17 protein-coding genes are annotated in these 17,188 nt (G+C 41.2%); 10 read left to right on the top strand and 7 right to left on the bottom strand.

Annotated elements, in window-relative coordinates; genetic code table 11:
• Nucleotides 1–27 precede the first annotated feature (27 nt).
• From secM to mutT, 3 genes are all read left to right on the top strand, one after another.
• Complete coding sequence (gene secM / locus ACUN2T_RS18805) at nucleotides 28–555, top strand: secA translation cis-regulator SecM (protein WP_445494522.1); 528 nt, start codon at nucleotides 28–30, stop codon at nucleotides 553–555.
• 81 nt (nucleotides 556–636) lie between these two features.
• Nucleotides 637–3,348 carry a preprotein translocase subunit SecA gene (gene secA, locus ACUN2T_RS18800; RefSeq protein ID WP_445494521.1) on the top strand — a complete coding sequence of 904 codons (2,712 nt, stop codon included), beginning with the start codon at nucleotides 637–639 and terminating at the stop codon, nucleotides 3,346–3,348.
• A gap of 117 nt (nucleotides 3,349–3,465) precedes the next feature.
• On the top strand, nucleotides 3,466–3,858 hold the full coding sequence (gene mutT / locus ACUN2T_RS18795) for an 8-oxo-dGTP diphosphatase MutT (RefSeq protein WP_445494520.1): 393 nt from the start codon (nucleotides 3,466–3,468) through the stop codon (nucleotides 3,856–3,858).
• 38 nt (nucleotides 3,859–3,896) lie between these two features.
• On the opposite strand, the gene yacG is transcribed toward mutT, so the two are convergent.
• From yacG to nadC, 7 genes are all read right to left on the bottom strand, one after another.
• Nucleotides 3,897–4,094: a DNA gyrase inhibitor YacG gene (yacG, locus tag ACUN2T_RS18790; protein ID WP_445494519.1), complete on the bottom strand. Its 198-nt coding sequence runs from the start codon at nucleotides 4,092–4,094 to the stop codon at nucleotides 3,897–3,899.
• A gap of 30 nt (nucleotides 4,095–4,124) precedes the next feature.
• The gene (gene zapD, locus ACUN2T_RS18785) at nucleotides 4,125–4,877 is read right to left on the bottom strand and encodes a cell division protein ZapD (RefSeq protein WP_445497922.1); all 753 of its coding nucleotides are present in this window, start codon (nucleotides 4,875–4,877) and stop codon (nucleotides 4,125–4,127) included.
• Nucleotides 4,870–5,493 carry a dephospho-CoA kinase gene (coaE, locus tag ACUN2T_RS18780; protein WP_445494518.1) on the bottom strand — a complete coding sequence of 208 codons (624 nt, stop codon included), beginning with the start codon at nucleotides 5,491–5,493 and terminating at the stop codon, nucleotides 4,870–4,872. The genes zapD and coaE overlap by 8 nt, the downstream gene beginning before the upstream one ends.
• Nucleotides 5,494–5,584: 91 nt before the next feature.
• Nucleotides 5,585–6,784, bottom strand: coding sequence for a protein transport protein HofC (gene hofC / locus ACUN2T_RS18775; protein ID WP_445494517.1), 1,200 nt, complete (start codon nucleotides 6,782–6,784; stop codon nucleotides 5,585–5,587).
• Entirely contained in the window at nucleotides 6,784–8,229 is a 1,446-nt protein-coding gene (gene gspE / locus ACUN2T_RS18770; RefSeq protein ID WP_445497921.1) for a type II secretion system protein GspE, read from the bottom strand. Before gspE ends, hofC begins: the two co-directional genes overlap by 1 nt.
• A gap of 41 nt (nucleotides 8,230–8,270) precedes the next feature.
• Entirely contained in the window at nucleotides 8,271–8,696 is a 426-nt protein-coding gene (ppdD, locus tag ACUN2T_RS18765) for a prepilin peptidase-dependent pilin (RefSeq protein ID WP_445494516.1), read from the bottom strand.
• Between the two features lie 200 nt (nucleotides 8,697–8,896).
• Complete coding sequence (gene nadC / locus ACUN2T_RS18760) at nucleotides 8,897–9,787, bottom strand: carboxylating nicotinate-nucleotide diphosphorylase (RefSeq protein WP_445494515.1); 891 nt, start codon at nucleotides 9,785–9,787, stop codon at nucleotides 8,897–8,899.
• Between the two features lie 377 nt (nucleotides 9,788–10,164).
• Between nadC and ampE the strand changes: the two genes are divergently transcribed.
• The 7 genes from ampE (at nucleotide 10,165) to aceE (ending at nucleotide 17,184) form a co-directional block, all read left to right on the top strand.
• On the top strand, nucleotides 10,165–11,019 hold the full coding sequence (gene ampE / locus ACUN2T_RS18755; protein WP_445494514.1) for a beta-lactamase regulator AmpE: 855 nt from the start codon (nucleotides 10,165–10,167) through the stop codon (nucleotides 11,017–11,019).
• 308 nt (nucleotides 11,020–11,327) lie between these two features.
• Nucleotides 11,328–11,828, top strand: coding sequence for a hypothetical protein (locus ACUN2T_RS18750; protein WP_445497920.1), 501 nt, complete (start codon nucleotides 11,328–11,330; stop codon nucleotides 11,826–11,828).
• An 8-nt stretch (nucleotides 11,829–11,836) separates the two neighbouring features.
• Complete coding sequence (locus ACUN2T_RS18745; protein ID WP_021323977.1) at nucleotides 11,837–12,058, top strand: helix-turn-helix domain-containing protein; 222 nt, start codon at nucleotides 11,837–11,839, stop codon at nucleotides 12,056–12,058.
• Between the two features lie 330 nt (nucleotides 12,059–12,388).
• Nucleotides 12,389–12,661, top strand: coding sequence for a hypothetical protein (locus ACUN2T_RS18740; protein ID WP_445494513.1), 273 nt, complete (start codon nucleotides 12,389–12,391; stop codon nucleotides 12,659–12,661).
• 47 nt (nucleotides 12,662–12,708) lie between these two features.
• The gene (locus ACUN2T_RS18735) at nucleotides 12,709–13,077 is read left to right on the top strand and encodes a hypothetical protein (protein WP_445494512.1); all 369 of its coding nucleotides are present in this window, start codon (nucleotides 12,709–12,711) and stop codon (nucleotides 13,075–13,077) included.
• A 490-nt stretch (nucleotides 13,078–13,567) separates the two neighbouring features.
• Nucleotides 13,568–14,332 carry a pyruvate dehydrogenase complex transcriptional repressor PdhR gene (pdhR, locus tag ACUN2T_RS18730; RefSeq protein WP_445494511.1) on the top strand — a complete coding sequence of 255 codons (765 nt, stop codon included), beginning with the start codon at nucleotides 13,568–13,570 and terminating at the stop codon, nucleotides 14,330–14,332.
• A 188-nt stretch (nucleotides 14,333–14,520) separates the two neighbouring features.
• Complete coding sequence (gene aceE / locus ACUN2T_RS18725; RefSeq protein ID WP_445494510.1) at nucleotides 14,521–17,184, top strand: pyruvate dehydrogenase (acetyl-transferring), homodimeric type; 2,664 nt, start codon at nucleotides 14,521–14,523, stop codon at nucleotides 17,182–17,184.
• The last annotated feature ends 4 nt before the right edge of the window (nucleotides 17,185–17,188 follow it).

The following is a 17,188-nucleotide window of genomic DNA, read 5'->3' as shown; positions in this document are numbered from 1 at the left end:
AAATAGCTCCGATATGATGAAGGATTAATGGGTATTCTAAATCTTTGGCGACAATTTGGCAGACGTTATTTCTGGTCACATCTATTATTAGGAGTGGTTGCGGCAAGTATTGGCGTTCCCACCGTTTTTGCGGGTGTGACGGATAATATTCCACAAGCTAATACGTCATCCAGCCAGAGTTGGCAAAATCAGGCTCTATCGGCTTTTGATAACCTGTTTTCATTGCAAAATGTTCAACGTCAGCCTGCTAATGGTGTTAATTACTGGCAACAACATGCTGTGCGCAATGTTATCCGGCAGCTTTCTTTTGCTTTTTCTGTTTCCCAACCTATGATGAGCAATGAAACAGCAAAACAAAGTACCCGGTTAAGTTCTTCCAGTATTCAGCAGCTTGTGCTGGAAACGCTGAATTCATTGTTAATTAGGGAACCTGAGCCACCTGAGCCAGTTTCAGATATACAGTTTCTGACTGTTGCACCACAATCTTCTCATACCCAAGTGTTTTGGATTGCCAAAGCTCAAGGTATTCGTGCAGGCCCTGCTGCTGACCTCTGAATCTTCTTTTTTTACAAATTCCTAAATAAATAACTATTTGCTGGCTGCGAGATAACGGCCTTATCTGAGATGTAATTAACTATGCTGATTAAATTATTAACTAAGGTTTTTGGTAGTCGTAATGATCGTACACTGCGTCGCATGCGTAAAATTGTTGATGTCATCAATCGCATGGAACCCGAACTTGAAAAATTGTCTGATGAAGAATTGAAGGGTAAAACAGTCGAATTCCGTGCTCGTTTGGAAAAAGGTGAATCGCTGGAAAATTTGTTGCCTGAAGCATTTGCAACAGTACGTGAAGCGAGTAAGCGTGTGTTTGCTATGCGTCATTTTGATGTTCAGCTACTGGGTGGTATGGTTCTGAATGAGCGTTGTATTGCTGAAATGCGTACCGGTGAAGGTAAAACACTCACAGCGACTTTGCCTGCTTATTTGAATGCACTTACTGGACGTGGTGTTCACGTAGTCACTGTGAATGATTATCTGGCACAGCGTGACGCTGAAAATAACCGTCCATTGTTTGAATTTCTGGGGTTGAGCGTGGGTATCAACCTGCCAGGTATGCCCGCACCGGCTAAACGCGAAGCATATGCAGCGGATATTACCTACGGCACAAACAACGAATATGGCTTTGACTATCTTCGTGACAATATGGCATTTAGCCCGGAAGAGCGTGTTCAGCGTAAACTGCATTATGCGCTGGTGGATGAGGTTGACTCCATTCTGATTGACGAAGCGCGTACTCCATTGATTATTTCCGGCCCGGCTGAAGACAGTTCTGAGCTTTATATCAAGGTCAATAAGCTGATCCCTAAACTGATTCGCCAGGAAAAAGAAGATTCAGAGACTTTCCAGGGAGAAGGTCACTTTTCTGTTGATGAGAAGTCCCGTCAGGTTAACTTAACGGAACGCGGTCTGGTTCTGGTTGAGCAATTGTTGGTGGAAGCGAAATTGATGGAGGAAGGTGAATCTCTGTATTCCCCAACTAACATCATGTTGATGCACCATGTTACTGCTGCCCTGCGTGCCCATGTTCTGTTTACCCGTGATGTTGACTACATTGTGAAAGAGGGTGAGGTTATTATTGTCGATGAGCATACTGGCCGTACTATGCAGGGGCGTCGCTGGTCTGATGGGTTGCATCAGGCTGTTGAAGCTAAAGAAGGTGTAGAAATTCAGAATGAAAACCAAACCTTGGCTTCAATTACTTTTCAAAACTATTTCCGCCTGTATGAAAAACTGGCCGGTATGACTGGTACGGCAGATACAGAAGCATTTGAATTCAGCTCCATTTATAAGCTCGATACCATTGTGGTGCCGACAAACCGCCCAATGATCCGCAGTGATTTGCCGGATCTGGTTTATATGACTGAAGCAGAAAAAATTGAAGCTATCATTGAAGATATTCGCGAATGTACCAGTAAGGGACAGCCAGTATTGGTGGGAACGATTTCTATTGAAAAATCTGAGCTGGTTTCCCGTGAGTTGACTAAAGCCGGTATTGAGCACAACGTGCTTAATGCTAAATTCCACGCAATGGAAGCAGATATCATTGCTCAGGCAGGTCAGGCGAGTGCGGTAACTATTGCGACTAACATGGCTGGTCGTGGTACAGATATTGTGCTGGGTGGGAGTTGGCAGGCAGAAATTGCTAAATTGCCGGAACCAACAGAAGTTCAGATTGAAGAGATTAAAGCTGCATGGCAGGAGCGCCATGATATCGTGCTGGCGGCGGGTGGTTTGCACATCATTGGTACCGAGCGTCATGAATCCCGTCGTATCGATAATCAGTTACGTGGGCGTTCTGGCCGTCAGGGAGATGCTGGCTCATCCCGTTTCTATTTGTCAATGGAAGATTCACTGATGCGTATTTTTGCATCTGATCGTGTCACTGGCATGATGCGTAAACTTGGTATGAAACCCGGCGAGGCGATTGAGCATCCGTGGGTAACCAAAGCTATCGCCAATGCTCAACGTAAAGTAGAAAGCCGTAACTTCGATATACGCAAGCAATTGCTGGAATACGATGATGTTGCTAACGATCAGCGTCGTGCTATTTATGCTCAACGCAACGATTTGCTGGATGTCAGTGATGTTAGTGAAACTATTAGCAGTATTCGTGAAGATGTATTTAAAGCAACTATTGATGCTTATATTCCGCCTCAATCTTTGGAAGAGATGTGGGACGTAGAAGGTTTGCAGCAGCGTTTAATAGCTGATTTTGATTTGGAGCTACCGATCAAAGAGTGGCTGGATAAAGAGCCTGATCTACACGAAGAAACTTTACGTGAGCGTATCCTTGAACAGGCTGTTGAAATCTATAAACGTAAAGAAGAGATTGTCAGCACTGAAATGATGCGTAACTTCGAAAAAGGTATTATGTTGCAGACGCTGGATATGTTGTGGAAAGAGCATCTGGCAGCAATGGATTACTTGCGTCAAGGTATCCACCTGCGTGGCTATGCTCAGAAAGATCCAAAACAGGAATATAAACGAGAATCTTTCGCCATGTTTGCAAACATGCTGGAGTCGCTGAAATATGAAGTGATTAGCACATTGAGTAAAGTTCAGGTGAGATTACCGGAAGAAGTTGAGGTTCTGGAGCAGCAACGTCGTGCGGAAGCTGAACGTTTGGCAAGACAACAGCAATTAAGCCACGAAGTGGAAAAAGGTGCTTTGATGTCTGAAACAGAAGCTCTGATTGCCAGTGGTATCCGTAAAGTGGGTCGTAATGATCCTTGTCCTTGTGAGTCGGGTAAAAAGTATAAACATTGTCACGGGCGTTTGCAGTAATGATGAAAAGGCGGGAAACCGCCTTTTTACTGTTAGCTTTAAGCGGGTGACTTTGGATATGAACTTTGATTGTTAGTTGCTTAATAACTGAAACGAATAAATGAAGATGGTAGTAATATGGAAAAGAAACACCTGTATATAGCCGCTGGGATTATTAGAAACTCACGACATGAAATTTTTATTACTCAGCGTCATGCCGATACTCATATGGGCGGTTTTTGGGAATTTCCTGGTGGGAAAGTCGAAAAAGAGGAAACATCTGAACAGGCTTTAGTGCGTGAGTTACAGGAAGAAGTTGGTATTACCGCTACTCATTATGAATTGGTAAAAACGGTTGAACATGATTTTCCTGACAGGCTGATTACCTTGTATTTCTTCTTGGTGGATGGATGGGACAATGAACCTTTCGGCAAAGAAGGACAACGTTCTCGGTGGGTATTACAGACAGATTTAATTGCTGACGAATTCCCACCCGCTAATCGCAGCATTGTGGCATTACTTACTGCTTAAATTGCAAATAGCCGCATTATGATTAACGCGGCTATTTATTATTGTTCCGGTTGTTCACTCCAATCGTCACTATCGGAGTCTTCACTTTGGTTCGGTATCCGTTTATCTTCATTTGCCCACTCGCCTAAATCAATTAATTGGCAGCGTTTACTACAAAATGGGCGGTATGGATTTACTTCTCCCCAAACCACACTTTTACCGCATGTTGGGCACTCAATCGTCAATAATTCAGACATAATCACTCTCCTGATAACTCGTTTGTTATGTTAGCAGCATGCTAGTTCAAATGGTAAATGAATGGGCACGGATCCTTGTTCACTATCCAATGGTAAAAAGCGGATAGCAAAGCGGGTTTTGTGACCGGAAATTTGAGGAAATAATAAAGGTTTTAATGGTAAACGTAATCTCAGTAAATCTGTACCTTCTGCCGTATCCTGATGAAAACCGTTTTTACTGACCTCAGAACGGAAAATAGCAGATTGGCGAATAAGTTCTAAAATACTTTCCAGTGCTTGTTGGAGTGGTAGCAAGCTATCAATCCAGAAGGAAACCATTTTATCTCTTTCTGATTGTGGTAAGTGGAGCCATAAATGCAAAGTGGGTAGATCAAAACCACAACAGCCACTTGGAATGCTGAGGCGCTGGCGCACCATACTGATAATTTTATCTTCTTTAAGGGATTGTCCTAGCCGTGGCGCTTTACTTAATGCAGCAGCCCGATCTTTCAATTTTAATCTGAAACTATTGACGATATTAACATCAACATCAGGTATTTCAGCCCATTGTTTTAATTTTGCCTGTTGGCGTTCTAATTCTTTTAGCAATTCTGAACGGACTTCCCCTCGTTCCAGAACTTCAAGTAGTTCAGCAACTGTGCGGAAAAAGGCGAGGCTGCTTGCCAGTGAGTTTAAGTGGCGTTGGCTGGTGAGTTGGTGTAGGGAAGATTCAATTCGCAACCATGATCGCATTTTTTCATTTAGTGGGTGTTCAAAAATGATTGTAGAAGTTGTGTCACTCATCATGATTATCCTGTCTGGCTGATTCAGCTAATCTTAAATATTGTTGATGTAGTTCGGCAACACGAGGAGCAATTACCTGTACGTTATCATGATTTTGGATAACGTCATCGGCATAAGCCAGTCTTTCACTACGGGATACTTGTGCGGCCAAAATATTTTCGACTTGTTGGTAGCTAATACCATCACGAGTAGCTACCCGGCTGATTTGTACTTCAGGTGAAACGTCAACGACCAGGATCCGATCTGCCAGATGCCCTGCATTATTTTCGACTAATAATGGAATAACCCAAATAACATAAGGTGCAATTATCTGTTCTAATTGATGTCTGGTTTCTTGATGTATCAGAGGATGGAGAAGTTGATTAACCCACTGTTTTTCTTGTTCATTCGCGAAAACTTTCTGGCGCAACAGTGCCCGGTTAAGGCTACCATCTGGCATCAATATGTCATGACCAAAGTGTTCTGTAATGGCTTGTAAAGCAGGTGTTCCAGGAGCAACGACTTCTCTGGCAATAATATCTGCATCAACAAGAGGAACACCGAGAGCGGCGAAAGCGTTGGCGATAGTAGTCTTACCGCTGCCAATCCCACCTGTGAGTGCAATAATATAAGTCATCCTATCCCTTCATATTACTTGATAGTATTTCAGGATTGTAACCGAAAGGGGGCAGATGACCTAGAGGCAAAACCAGAGAATCGTTTTTATTTCAAGTGAGTACCGTACCCAGCTGAAAAATAGGTAAATACATTGCGAGCAATAGTATGCCGACAATAGCGGCTATTATGACTATAAGTATTGGTTCTAGTAACTGAGTCATATTATCAGAAATTTCCAATGCTTGTTGTTGGTACCAGTTGGCGAGATTTCCCAATAACAGTTCCAGATTACCAGACTCTTCGCCAACACTGACAAATTGTTGACACAGTGCAGGAAAACAAGATTGTTGCTTCAGTGTTTCGCTCATTGGTATCCCTTGATTAATTTGGACTCGCAAGAATTTAGTTGCTTTTAAAAAGACCGGGTGATTTATTGATGCAATAGCACTGTCTAACCCTGCGGTGAGTGTCAGGCCGGCTTTTTGTGTCATAAATAAAATATGAAAAAGTTGCCCTAGTTGCTGACAACTAATTAATTTTGCAATAACGGGTAAATGTAATATCAGATTTTTCTCACGGACAATCCATATTGTATAGCGTTGGCGTAATTGCAGATAAAATAGGAATAGTGATATTAACCCAATAGCGCTATAGACACCATATTGGATCAGCCAATTGGAAACCATTAGTAAAGTGCGGGTTAACAGAGGAAGCTGTGCGTCAAATGAATGATAAATATGTTCAAATTCAGGTAAGACAAAAATCAGCATTAATAAAATAATGTTGATGGCAACAACAGTAATAATCAGAGGATAGCGTAGTGCTTTTGTTATTTTTTTCTGTAATGTGTCTTGTTGTTCCTGTTGTTTAACCAATAATTGACAGCAGATTTCTAATTGCCCTGTTAATTCTCCAACAGCAATGAGTTGGCAAAATAAAGGTGGAAAGAGAAATGGGTAATTTTTTAATGAGGCGGAGAGCGATTCTCCGCGGGTAATTTTCTTACTAATATCTGACAATACACAATGCCATAATGGATTGTCACATTCACGAATAAGAATATTCAGGCAATTCAGCAATGGCATTCCTGATGATAATAGTGTTGACAATTGACGAATAAAGTTCAGACGGTAGGCAATCTGTTGTTGGTGATAAAATATCCATTTATCACATTTTATATTATAAGGTTGCAATCCAGCATGGATAAGTTGCTGATATAAAACTTTCCGGTTATCACATAGTGATTTACCTTTTGATATTTCGCCTTTGTTGTTAACTGCTTGCCAATTATAAAGATAATGAATTTTCATTACGCTTCCTGCCCTGTGACCTGATAAATTTCTTCCAGTGTAGTAATCCCTTGTTCTACTAATAAAATACCGGATGAAAGTAAGGTGTCTTTTCTTTGAGCCATAATAATCTTTTGTATATTTTTTGGATTGTTTTCTGATAATGCTTGTTGAATTTCATGTGTTATTTCCAAAAATTCATAAATAGCCGTTCGGCCATAGTAGCCAGAAAAACAATATTCGCAACCGACGGCTAGCCATTGCTTGATAAATAAAGAATTATTTCCGATGTTAATGATCGTTTCTTCTCTTTGTTGATTGCGGCAATGAAGACATAATTTTCTGACAAGCCGTTGGGCAATAATTAATTTGATACAAGACGCTGCCATATAACCTGAAATACCCAGATTTTGTAGGCGGGATAATGTATCTACAGTAGAATTAGTATGTAGTGTAGAAAGCACTAAATGGCCTGTTTGTGCTGCTTTTACTGAAATTTCGGCTGTTTCGCTGTCACGTATTTCTCCTACCATAATGATATCTGGATCTTGTCGTAATAATGCCCGTAATACTTTGGCAAAATCGAGTTCAATTTTACTGTTCGTTTGTGTCTGATTAATGCCGTTAAGTGGGATTTCAACTGGGTCCTCTACACTGCAAATATTCTTTTTATTCTGATTCAGATATTGTAAGCAGCTATATAAAGTCACTGTTTTTCCACTGCCTGTTGGGCCGGTAACTAAAATCATTCCTTGTGGTAATGCTAATTTTTGTCGGAGCTGATTTAATAATTGATCAGGAATATCTAATTGATCCAGTGACAGTTGCTGCATGGTATTTAATATCCTGAGCACAACTTTTTCTCCGTGTATTGTTGGCAGAGTAGCCATACGGATAGCGTAGTTGTGCCGTGCGTCATACCAATCAAATTGTCCATCCTGAGGTAGTCGTTTTTCAGCAATATTCAATTTTGCCATTATTTTAAGACGTGCGGCAATACTTGCATTCATTTGAGGGGATGGAGAGGACAAGGGATGTAATGCGCCATCAACCCGGATACGAATCCGATAACCTTGCTGGAATGGTTCAAAATGAATATCAGATGCACGCCGCTGAATTGCGGTTAATAAGGTTTGATTAATAAGTTGAATGACGGGTGCATCATTCTCATCTGCATTGATATCAGTTGTGAGGGGCAATAAAGATGCTTCTTCCTTGGGTAAATGACTGAGTGAAATATTTTGATGTAATACTGATTCGATCCTTGCCAGCGGCCAAATTTCTACATTGACGATACGTCCGGAAATAAAGCGTAATGCTGATAATAAATCATCATTAGGTAATTCGCTGCTGGCAATTGTTATCGTATTATCATCTTTTTTTATCACAACAGTTTGATGACGTTGACAAATATCATGAATTTCTCTTTCCATCAATGTATTTTCTGTTTCCGAAGGTGAGTTCATTATTGTTTCCTGCGTAAATATATGTTCATAAGGATGATGAATTAAAACTTGAATACTTCCTGACACCTATTCTTTAATGATACACTTGCTGACTCACATTTATTAATCCATTTGATCGTACCTATTTGTATATTTTGTGTCGGACTCAAAATAACCCTGAGGTCTTTTAGGCTTTGCTGACCATTAATGGTGATTTCTCCATCTTTAACTGAAATGCTTCCGATATATCTGCTATTATGGTTACTGGGAATTGATACTGATCCTGAATTGCAGCCTTTAAAATCTTCAGTTTCAAAACTGCAAAGTTCTATACCTGATTTGTAAGGTACAATGGCTTGTAACATATCTGTTAAGGCGGCTTTCTGAATATATCCCTGATAACTGGGAATACCAATAGCACTTAATATGGAAATAATGGCAATAGCAACCATAATTTCCATTAATGTGAATCCTTGTTGTTGGCTCATATTTTTCTCCATGTTGTTGTATTACGACATAAATAATGAAGGAAAAGGAAAAAAATAAAATAGGATATGTAGAGGTTATGGAATTGGCTCGAAAGAAGATTTTTAGATTGCAATGTTTTCAGAAATATTTACGGTGGTGTTCGCAAATTTGTTAGCTATGAATTGCTGATTTACACCACCATCAATATTATTGTTGATGTTTACTGAAAGCGCATGGATAGATCTAATGCTTTGATATGTTTGGTTAATGCTCCAACGGAAATGAAGTTAATGCCTGTTTCGGCATAGCTGCGCAGGGTATCCAAGGTTATATTACCTGATACTTCTAAAGCGGCTTTACCTGATGTGATGGCGACGGCTTCTTTCATCATTGGAATAGTAAAATTATCTAACATAATAATATCAACATTGGCTTTCAGTGCCAGAATCAGCTCATCTAAGGTTTCGACTTCGACTTCAACAAGGACATTAGGGTGAGAATAACGGGCTTTATCTACTGCCTGTTTAATCGAACCGTTGGCAATAATGTGGTTCTCTTTAATAAGGAAAGCATCAAATAACCCAAGACGGTGATTATTGCCTCCGCCGCAAAGTACCGCATACTTTAGGGCTGTGCGTAATCCAGGCAGTGTCTTGCGGGTATCAAGTAACTGGGTTTTTAAACCGGCAAGAAGGCGGACATAATGACTGACTTCTGTTGCAACACCAGAGAGAGTTTGAATAAAGTTAAGGGCGGTGCGTTCACCGGTCAGCAATACAGGTGCAGGGCCTCGTAATACACAGAGTTTTTGGTTGGCTGTCATTGCATCACTGTCTTTTACCAACCATTCAATGGAAGTTTGGTCACCTAATTGCGTGAAAACTTCATTCAGCCATTGTTGCCCACAGAAAATACCCTCTTCCCGGGTAATAATTATTGCTGTAGCTTGTTTATCTGCCGGAATTAACTGACCGGTAATATCAGAAGTGAAATCTGTGCTGCCACCCAGATCTTCTTTTAGTGCGAGGGTTACACTGGCGGGAATGTCGTTCTGTAAGCGTTCCATCAAAACAGCACGACGCTGATCTGCACTGTAATTTTGTTTTGTCATTAAAAAGCTCCGGAAGTGATAACAATATTGGTAGCATTAACATGCTACCCTGTTGTGCAGTGAACAACTACTATCTTGGTTTTGTCATCAGATTGAAGGAGTAAAAAACGTGGTGGCATACTGGCGTGTTCTGTATGGGGTACGGAAAAATGCAATGACTTCTCCATTGGGATAAAACTGGAGGGGCAGATAGTCAACCATTTACTGATAAGCAATATGAAAACCTTGGTGTATTGACATAATGGTTTATGCAGAAATATCCGGATATAAAAGGGCACATCACGGGTCATAATGATATTGTTCTAGGGAGAAAAACAGATCCGGGGCCTTATTTCGATTGGACACATTATCAGCAATTGTTGCAGGAGTAGTAAAGAATGACCCTCTTTATACTGTTGTTAGTGTTGGCGTGGGAACGAGTGTTTAAAATGGGTGAACATTGGCAATTGGATCATCGCCTTGAGCCATTTTTTATCAATATGCAGTCTTTTTCACTACGCAAAAGCCTATTGATGACGTTAATAGTCATGCTAATTACCTGGCTACTGGTTGAAATGCTTGATGATTTTATCTTTGGGATCTTTGAGCTGATTTTATGGGTGTTGATTTGTTTGCTGTGCATAGGTGCGGGGCGCTTACGGCATGATTATCGTGAATATTTTCGTATTGTTCATCAGGGGGACAGGGAGCAGTTAAGAGAACATCTCGCTCGTCTCGCCATCGTTCATGGTTTACCCTCTGATGCCAGTAAAGAAAATGAGTTACGGGAGATGCAAAATGCGCTTTTATGGATAAATTTTCGTTATTACCTGGCCCCGATTTTTTGGTTGATTGTGGCGGGTCAATTAGGGCTGGTTGCTTTGATGGGATATTGTTTCTTAAGATCTTATCAGGGGTGGTTGGCGCAATATGGTACGCCACTTCAGCGTGCGCAATCTGGTGTTGATAGTCTGTTGAACTGGCTGGACTGGATCCCTGCTCGTCTGGCTGGAATTGCTTATGCCTTATTAGGGCATGGTGAGCGGGCTTTACCGGCGTGGGTTGCCTCTCTTAGCGATTTGAGAACGTCACAATATAAGGTGGTATGCCAACTTGCTCAGTTTTCATTAAGCCGCGAACCCCATCTTGACTCAATTTTAACGCCTGTTGCAGCGGTAACACTGGCGAAAAAGGTGACTTTTTCTATCATTGTCGTTGTTGCCTTTCTGACAATTTATGGCGCATTGGTTTGATTTGTTTGTAGTCTTAATCGCTGAATTATCTATAAAAGGAGCGGTGTAAATAGCTCCTTTTTTCTTTTCTATCAATAAATTAATTATACCTGGCAACTATAACTACGGTGATTTATACATCATTACAGGCCCCGTTCTGTTTATTTAATGATAAAAACTTATTGTAATACGATAAGTTTTCAAGTACTTTACCAAAAGTTTAGTTAAACATGTAAATGGAATGACACATTATGTGCGGTAAACAGGAGTTTGTGACTAACCCCAGAATCAGGCTTCTTAGCTTTCTGGCTATTATTATTGCTTCTGTGATGGCGGTTGCTGATATAGGCTTCCATATTGTTTCCTGGTCATTATGGGGTGATACCACTCGTCAGGCTGTTCTTCAGGCGTACAGTGATCTTATGCCCGCATTGACTGAAAAGGGATTTAAGCAATCTTTGTTAAGTCAGGTGCTTTACATATCGTTGGATACAATACCTCGTGTCATATCAACTGCTTCCTATGTCTTAATCGGAATTTTGTTTTTTCGATTTGCTAAAGGTGAAATATGGAGTGACCGTAATATTTCCGGTTCATTTATTATTGGTTTCTTGATGATTCTGGAGCAGTTTCTTTATCCAGTGATTAATACATTACAAGGAATGGCTTTATCTGTGGATTTAGGAAAAGGGCAACGCGTATTTAGTTTCTCGCTTGGCGTTAATTCAGAGTCTTTGTTTATTATTATGTTTGGTGTATTCCTTCTGATATTTAGCTTAATTATGCGTGAATCAAAGAAAATAAGCGATGAACAGCGTTATTTTATCTGAGAATCTCCATGAGTATTATAATAAGATTGGATGTGCTCTTAGCTAAAAGGAAAGTGAAGTCTAAAGAGCTGGCGGCAATTATCGGTATTACTGAGCAAAATTTATCATTGCTGAAAAATGGGAAGATAAAAGGTATCCGTATTGATACGCTGGAAAAAATTTGTAAATATTTACAATGCCAGCCTGGGGATATATTGGAGTATGTGGAAGATGAAGAGGATAACAGCTAATTAACTCACTGTGGGTCTTTTTGTATCTTGTAAGATGGAACTTAACATTAATTAATTTTAAATGCATGAAAATATCACTTATTTCATGTTTATTATCTGGATTGTTATTCCTAAGTGTTCATGGAACACCAATAAAGATAATTTCTTCCAATAATGAAGGGATATTTTACTCTATGGAAAAATATTGTTCTGATATCCCTTGGAATGCTAGAAAGATAAAATGCATATGTAGATATTACTTACTCGATCGTAAGAAATGATCTCTCTTTTTATATGGTTTTATTTGAGTTAAATTCTTATAATATATATGGCAATTTAAGGGTGTTAAGAGTGAATAAATTTCTCATTACTTTATTATCAATATTTGTGACTACGGGATGTTCCACTCCACAGTTTAATGGCGGCTATATTTCAACCTGTGGTTATTTTGAATGTAATGTTAAAGATATAACTTCGGGTACTGAAGTCAAAGTAAATACTAGGCATTCTACGCCTAATTTTGATAAAAACACATCAATCCAAGATAGGCAAATTATACAGTCTGGTGGAAAGCCATCTTTTGAAAAAGAGAGTTACAGTATTGGGGGAACTTTTAACTTCTAATTTAATTTCTCTGATTATTTTCTTTAGTTTTATTTAAGGCGTTTTTTATGAATTCTATAAAAAAAATAACCATTATTCCTTTAATTATATTATTTACTTTATTAACCGGTTGTACATCTTGGGAAAAACCAGGAGCAACTCAGTTTGAGAGGGACAGGGACTACGCAGAATGTAAGGAACTGGGTTATGCTCGTTTTGCACCGGATTGGACCAGTAAAGTTGTTCATTCTTATGAGACAAAATATTTTCCCTGCGAAGACAGTGACAAGAAAAAAGACAAATCCTGTGGGCATTACATTACTGTGCCAAAAGCTGAAGTTGAGCGTTGGGATAAGAATGAATCTGCAAGGCGTTGGGTAATTTCTTCCTGTATGCATAAAAAAGGGTGGCATGAAGAAACACGTTACTGGTTTTAATATTGTACGCTTTTCCCATCAGCAGGAGTTATCTAGGACTATTGCTGGTGGTTCCTCACATATTTTGCAAATATTCCTTTCTAATCACAGCTTTTAACCATTCTGTTTTGCTGATTTGAGCTACATTTATAGTCTAATGGAATAGTCGTTGTGTTTAAAATCAACAAGTGATGATTTTGTATCTATATTTTTTAAATAAATATTCAATTATCTCCTGGCTGTAACGATTCATTATATCTATTTATACGTTTCAAAAGGTTAGGTTAAAATATCATTGTAGAAGATTTATTAGCCTATTAGTTATCAATTTTTGCTAATTTTTAAAAAAAATTGTTAAAATTTGCAAGTTTTTATGATTTAGCTCAAGGTCTTTATGGACAGCTGGTGAATACTTTGTTACTTTTATGGCCCTGTAGTTTAAATTGGTATTACCAATTGACTCTGGTAGAGACCGAAGCAATGTTTATCCATTAACTGGCTTACAGTAAATATGGCTTATAGCAAAATCCGCCAATCAAAATTATCAGATGTTATTGAGCAGCGTCTCGAGCATCTCATCCTTGAAGGATCTTTACGTCCGGGGGAGAAATTGCTGCCTGAACGTGAGTTGGCGAAACAGTTTGATGTGTCACGCCCTTCACTGCGCGAAGCTATTCAACGGTTAGAATCCAAAGGTTTTCTCTTTCGCCGTCAGGGTGGGGGAACATTTGTCCAGAGTAACCTATGGCAAAGTTTCAGTGATCCCTTGGCACAACTGCTGGCTGGTCATCCTGAATCTCAGTTTGATCTCCTTGAAACCCGCCATGCTTTGGAAGGCATCGCAGCCTATTACGCGGCATTGCGTGGAACTGACGAAGATTTTGAACGCATTCGGGAACATCACCTGATTATTCAACAAGCACAGCAAAGTGGTGATGTTAATGCTGAGTCCGATGCGGTTCTGCAATATCAGCTCGTTGTTACCGAAGCGGCACATAATATGGTTCTCCTTCACTTATTGCGCTGCATGGCACCTATGCTGGAACACAATATCCGGCAGAATTTTGAGTTTCTGTATACCCGTCGGGAAACGCTGACAGCCGTCAGCGATCATCGAGCGAAAATTTTTGAAGCTATTATGGCAAGGCAACCAGAGAAAGCCCGTGAGGCTTCCCACCGCCATTTAGCCTTTATTGAAGATGTTTTATTGGATCTCAGCCGTGAGCATACCCGCCGAGAGCGATCATTGCGGCATCTCCAACAACATCCAGAATAAAATTAGCTGTGCAGATCCTGAAATTTGCTGCGTCTGCATAGCTAGTCGAGTCCCTTTACTGAGGGCGCTAGCGGCAACAACAGTGAGGGCCTATCTTCCAGTCATGACCGGCTGAACGTCAAAAGGTATGACGGGAAGATAGGCTCCAAGACAATCATTAGAAACAGATAACAGATAAGGAATACACCATGTCAGACATTTTGAAAAATGACGTGGATCCGATCGAAACTCGCGACTGGTTACAGGCGATCGAATCGGTCATCCGTGAAGAGGGTGTTGAGCGTGCCCAGTTCCTGATTGATCAGGTATTAAACGAAGCACGTAAAGGTGGCGTGAATGTTGCAGCAAGTGCTGCTAATCGCGATTATATCAACACCATTGCTGTTGAGGATGAGCCTGCTTACCCTGGCAACCTGGAGCTGGAGCGCCGTATTCGCTCTGCTATTCGCTGGAATGCTGTGATGGCTGTTTTGCGGGCATCTAAAAAAGATCTGGAATTAGGTGGCCATATGGCTTCATTCCAGTCTTCGGCAACCATGTACGAAGTTTGTTTCAACCACTTCTTCCGTGCCCGCAATGAAAATGACGGCGGTGATTTGGTTTATTTCCAAGGCCACATCTCTCCTGGCGTCTACGCGCGTGCTTTCCTTGAAGGCCGTCTGACTGAAGAGCAGATGAATAATTTCCGTCAGGAAATTCATGGTAACGGTTTGTCTTCTTATCCGCATCCGAAATTGATGCCTGAATTCTGGCAATTCCCAACGGTTTCAATGGGATTGGGGCCAATTGGCGCTATCTATCAGGCTAAGTTCCTGAAATATCTGGAACACCGTGGTTTGAAAGACACCTCCAAGCAAACCGTTTACGCATTTCTGGGTGACGGTGAAATGGATGAGCCGGAATCCAAAGGTGCGATTACTATCGCAACCCGCGAGAAACTGGATAACTTGGTATTTGTTATCAACTGTAACCTGCAACGCTTGGATGGCCCGGTTACGGGTAATGGCAAAATTGTTAACGAGCTGGAAGGTATCTTCAACGGCGCGGGCTGGCAGGTTCTTAAAGTTCTTTGGGGTGAACGTTGGGACGAATTGCTGCGTAAAGATACCAGCGGCAAACTGATCCAACTGATGAACGAAACTCTGGACGGCGATTACCAGACGTTCAAATCCAAAGATGGCGCTTATGTCCGTGAGCATTTCTTCGGCCGTTACCCAGAAACGACAGAATTAGTCAAAGACATGACTGATGATCAGATTTGGGCGCTGAACCGTGGTGGTCATGATCCTAAGAAAGTATTTGCTGCCTTGAAAAAAGCGCAGGAAACCACTGGAAAACCAACCGTTATCCTGTCTCAGACCATCAAAGGTTACGGTATGGGTGATACGGCTGAAGGCAAAAACATTGCTCATCAGGTTAAGAAGATGAATATGGAAGGCGTTCGCCATTTCCGTGATCGTTTCAATGTTCCTGTTGCTGATGAGCAAATCGAAAATCTGCCATATGTGACTTTCGATAAAGACTCTGAAGAGTACAAATACCTGCATGAACGTCGTGCAGCGCTTGGTGGTTATTTGCCAAGCCGTCGTACTCATTTTGAAGAAAAGCTGGAACTGCCAACGCTGGCAGATTTTGGTGCATTGCTGGAAGAACAAAACAAAGAGATTTCTACCACTATCGCTTTTGTTCGTGCACTGAATGTGATGTTGAAGAATAAGTCAATCAAAGATCGTCTGGTTCCAATCATTGCCGACGAAGCGCGTACTTTCGGTATGGAAGGTCTGTTCCGTCAGATTGGTATCTACAGCGCTAATGGTCAGCAGTATACTCCTCAGGACCGTGAGCAGGTTGCTTACTATAAAGAAGACGCGAAAGGTCAGATCCTGCAAGAAGGGATTAATGAGCTGGGTGCCGGTTCATCATGGTTGGCGGCGGCGACTTCTTACAGCACCAACAACCTGCCAATGATTCCGTTCTACATCTACTACTCTATGTTCGGGTTCCAGCGTATTGGCGACCTATGCTGGGCAGCAGGTGACCAACAGGCTCGTGGCTTCCTGATCGGCGGTACTTCAGGCCGTACAACCTTGAACGGTGAAGGTCTGCAACATGAAGATGGCCACAGCCACATTCAGTCTCTGACTATCCCTAACTGTATCTCTTACGATCCGGCATTTGCTTATGAAGTTGCTGTGATTATGCATGATGGTTTGGAGCGTATGTATGGTGAGAAACAAGAGAACATTTACTACTACATCACCACGCTGAACGAAAACTACCACATGCCGGCAATGCCACAAGGTGCAGAAGAGGGTATCCGTAAAGGTATCTATAAACTGGAAAGCCTGGAAGGTAGCAAAGGTAGAGTTCAGTTGTTAGGTTCTGGTTCTATCCTGCGTCATGTTCGTGAAGCGGCGCAGATTCTGGCTAACGATTATGGTGTGGGTTCTGACGTATATAGCGTCACTTCATTCACTGAACTGGCGCGTGATGGTCAGGATTGTGAACGTTGGAATATGTTGCATCCAACAGAAACGCCACGCGTACCTTATGTTGCTCAGATTATGCATGAAGCACCAGCAGTGGCTTCTACTGATTACATGAAACTGTTCGCAGAACAAATTCGTAACTTCATCCCTGCAAGCGAATTCCGTGTATTGGGTACTGACGGTTTTGGTCGTTCCGATAGCCGTGAAAACCTACGTCATCATTTTGAAGTTGATGCTTCCTACGTGGTCATTGCTGCTCTGGGTGAGCTGGCTAAACGTGGTGAAATTGATGTGAATGTTGTGGAAGAAGCAATCAAGAAATACAACATTAATCCAGCGAAAGTTAACCCGCGTTTGGCATAAGAGG

Source organism: Photorhabdus machadonis, from assembly GCF_052657765.1.
Note: the sequence above shows the minus strand (reverse complement) of the source record. Positions and strands in the feature narration are given on the sequence as shown.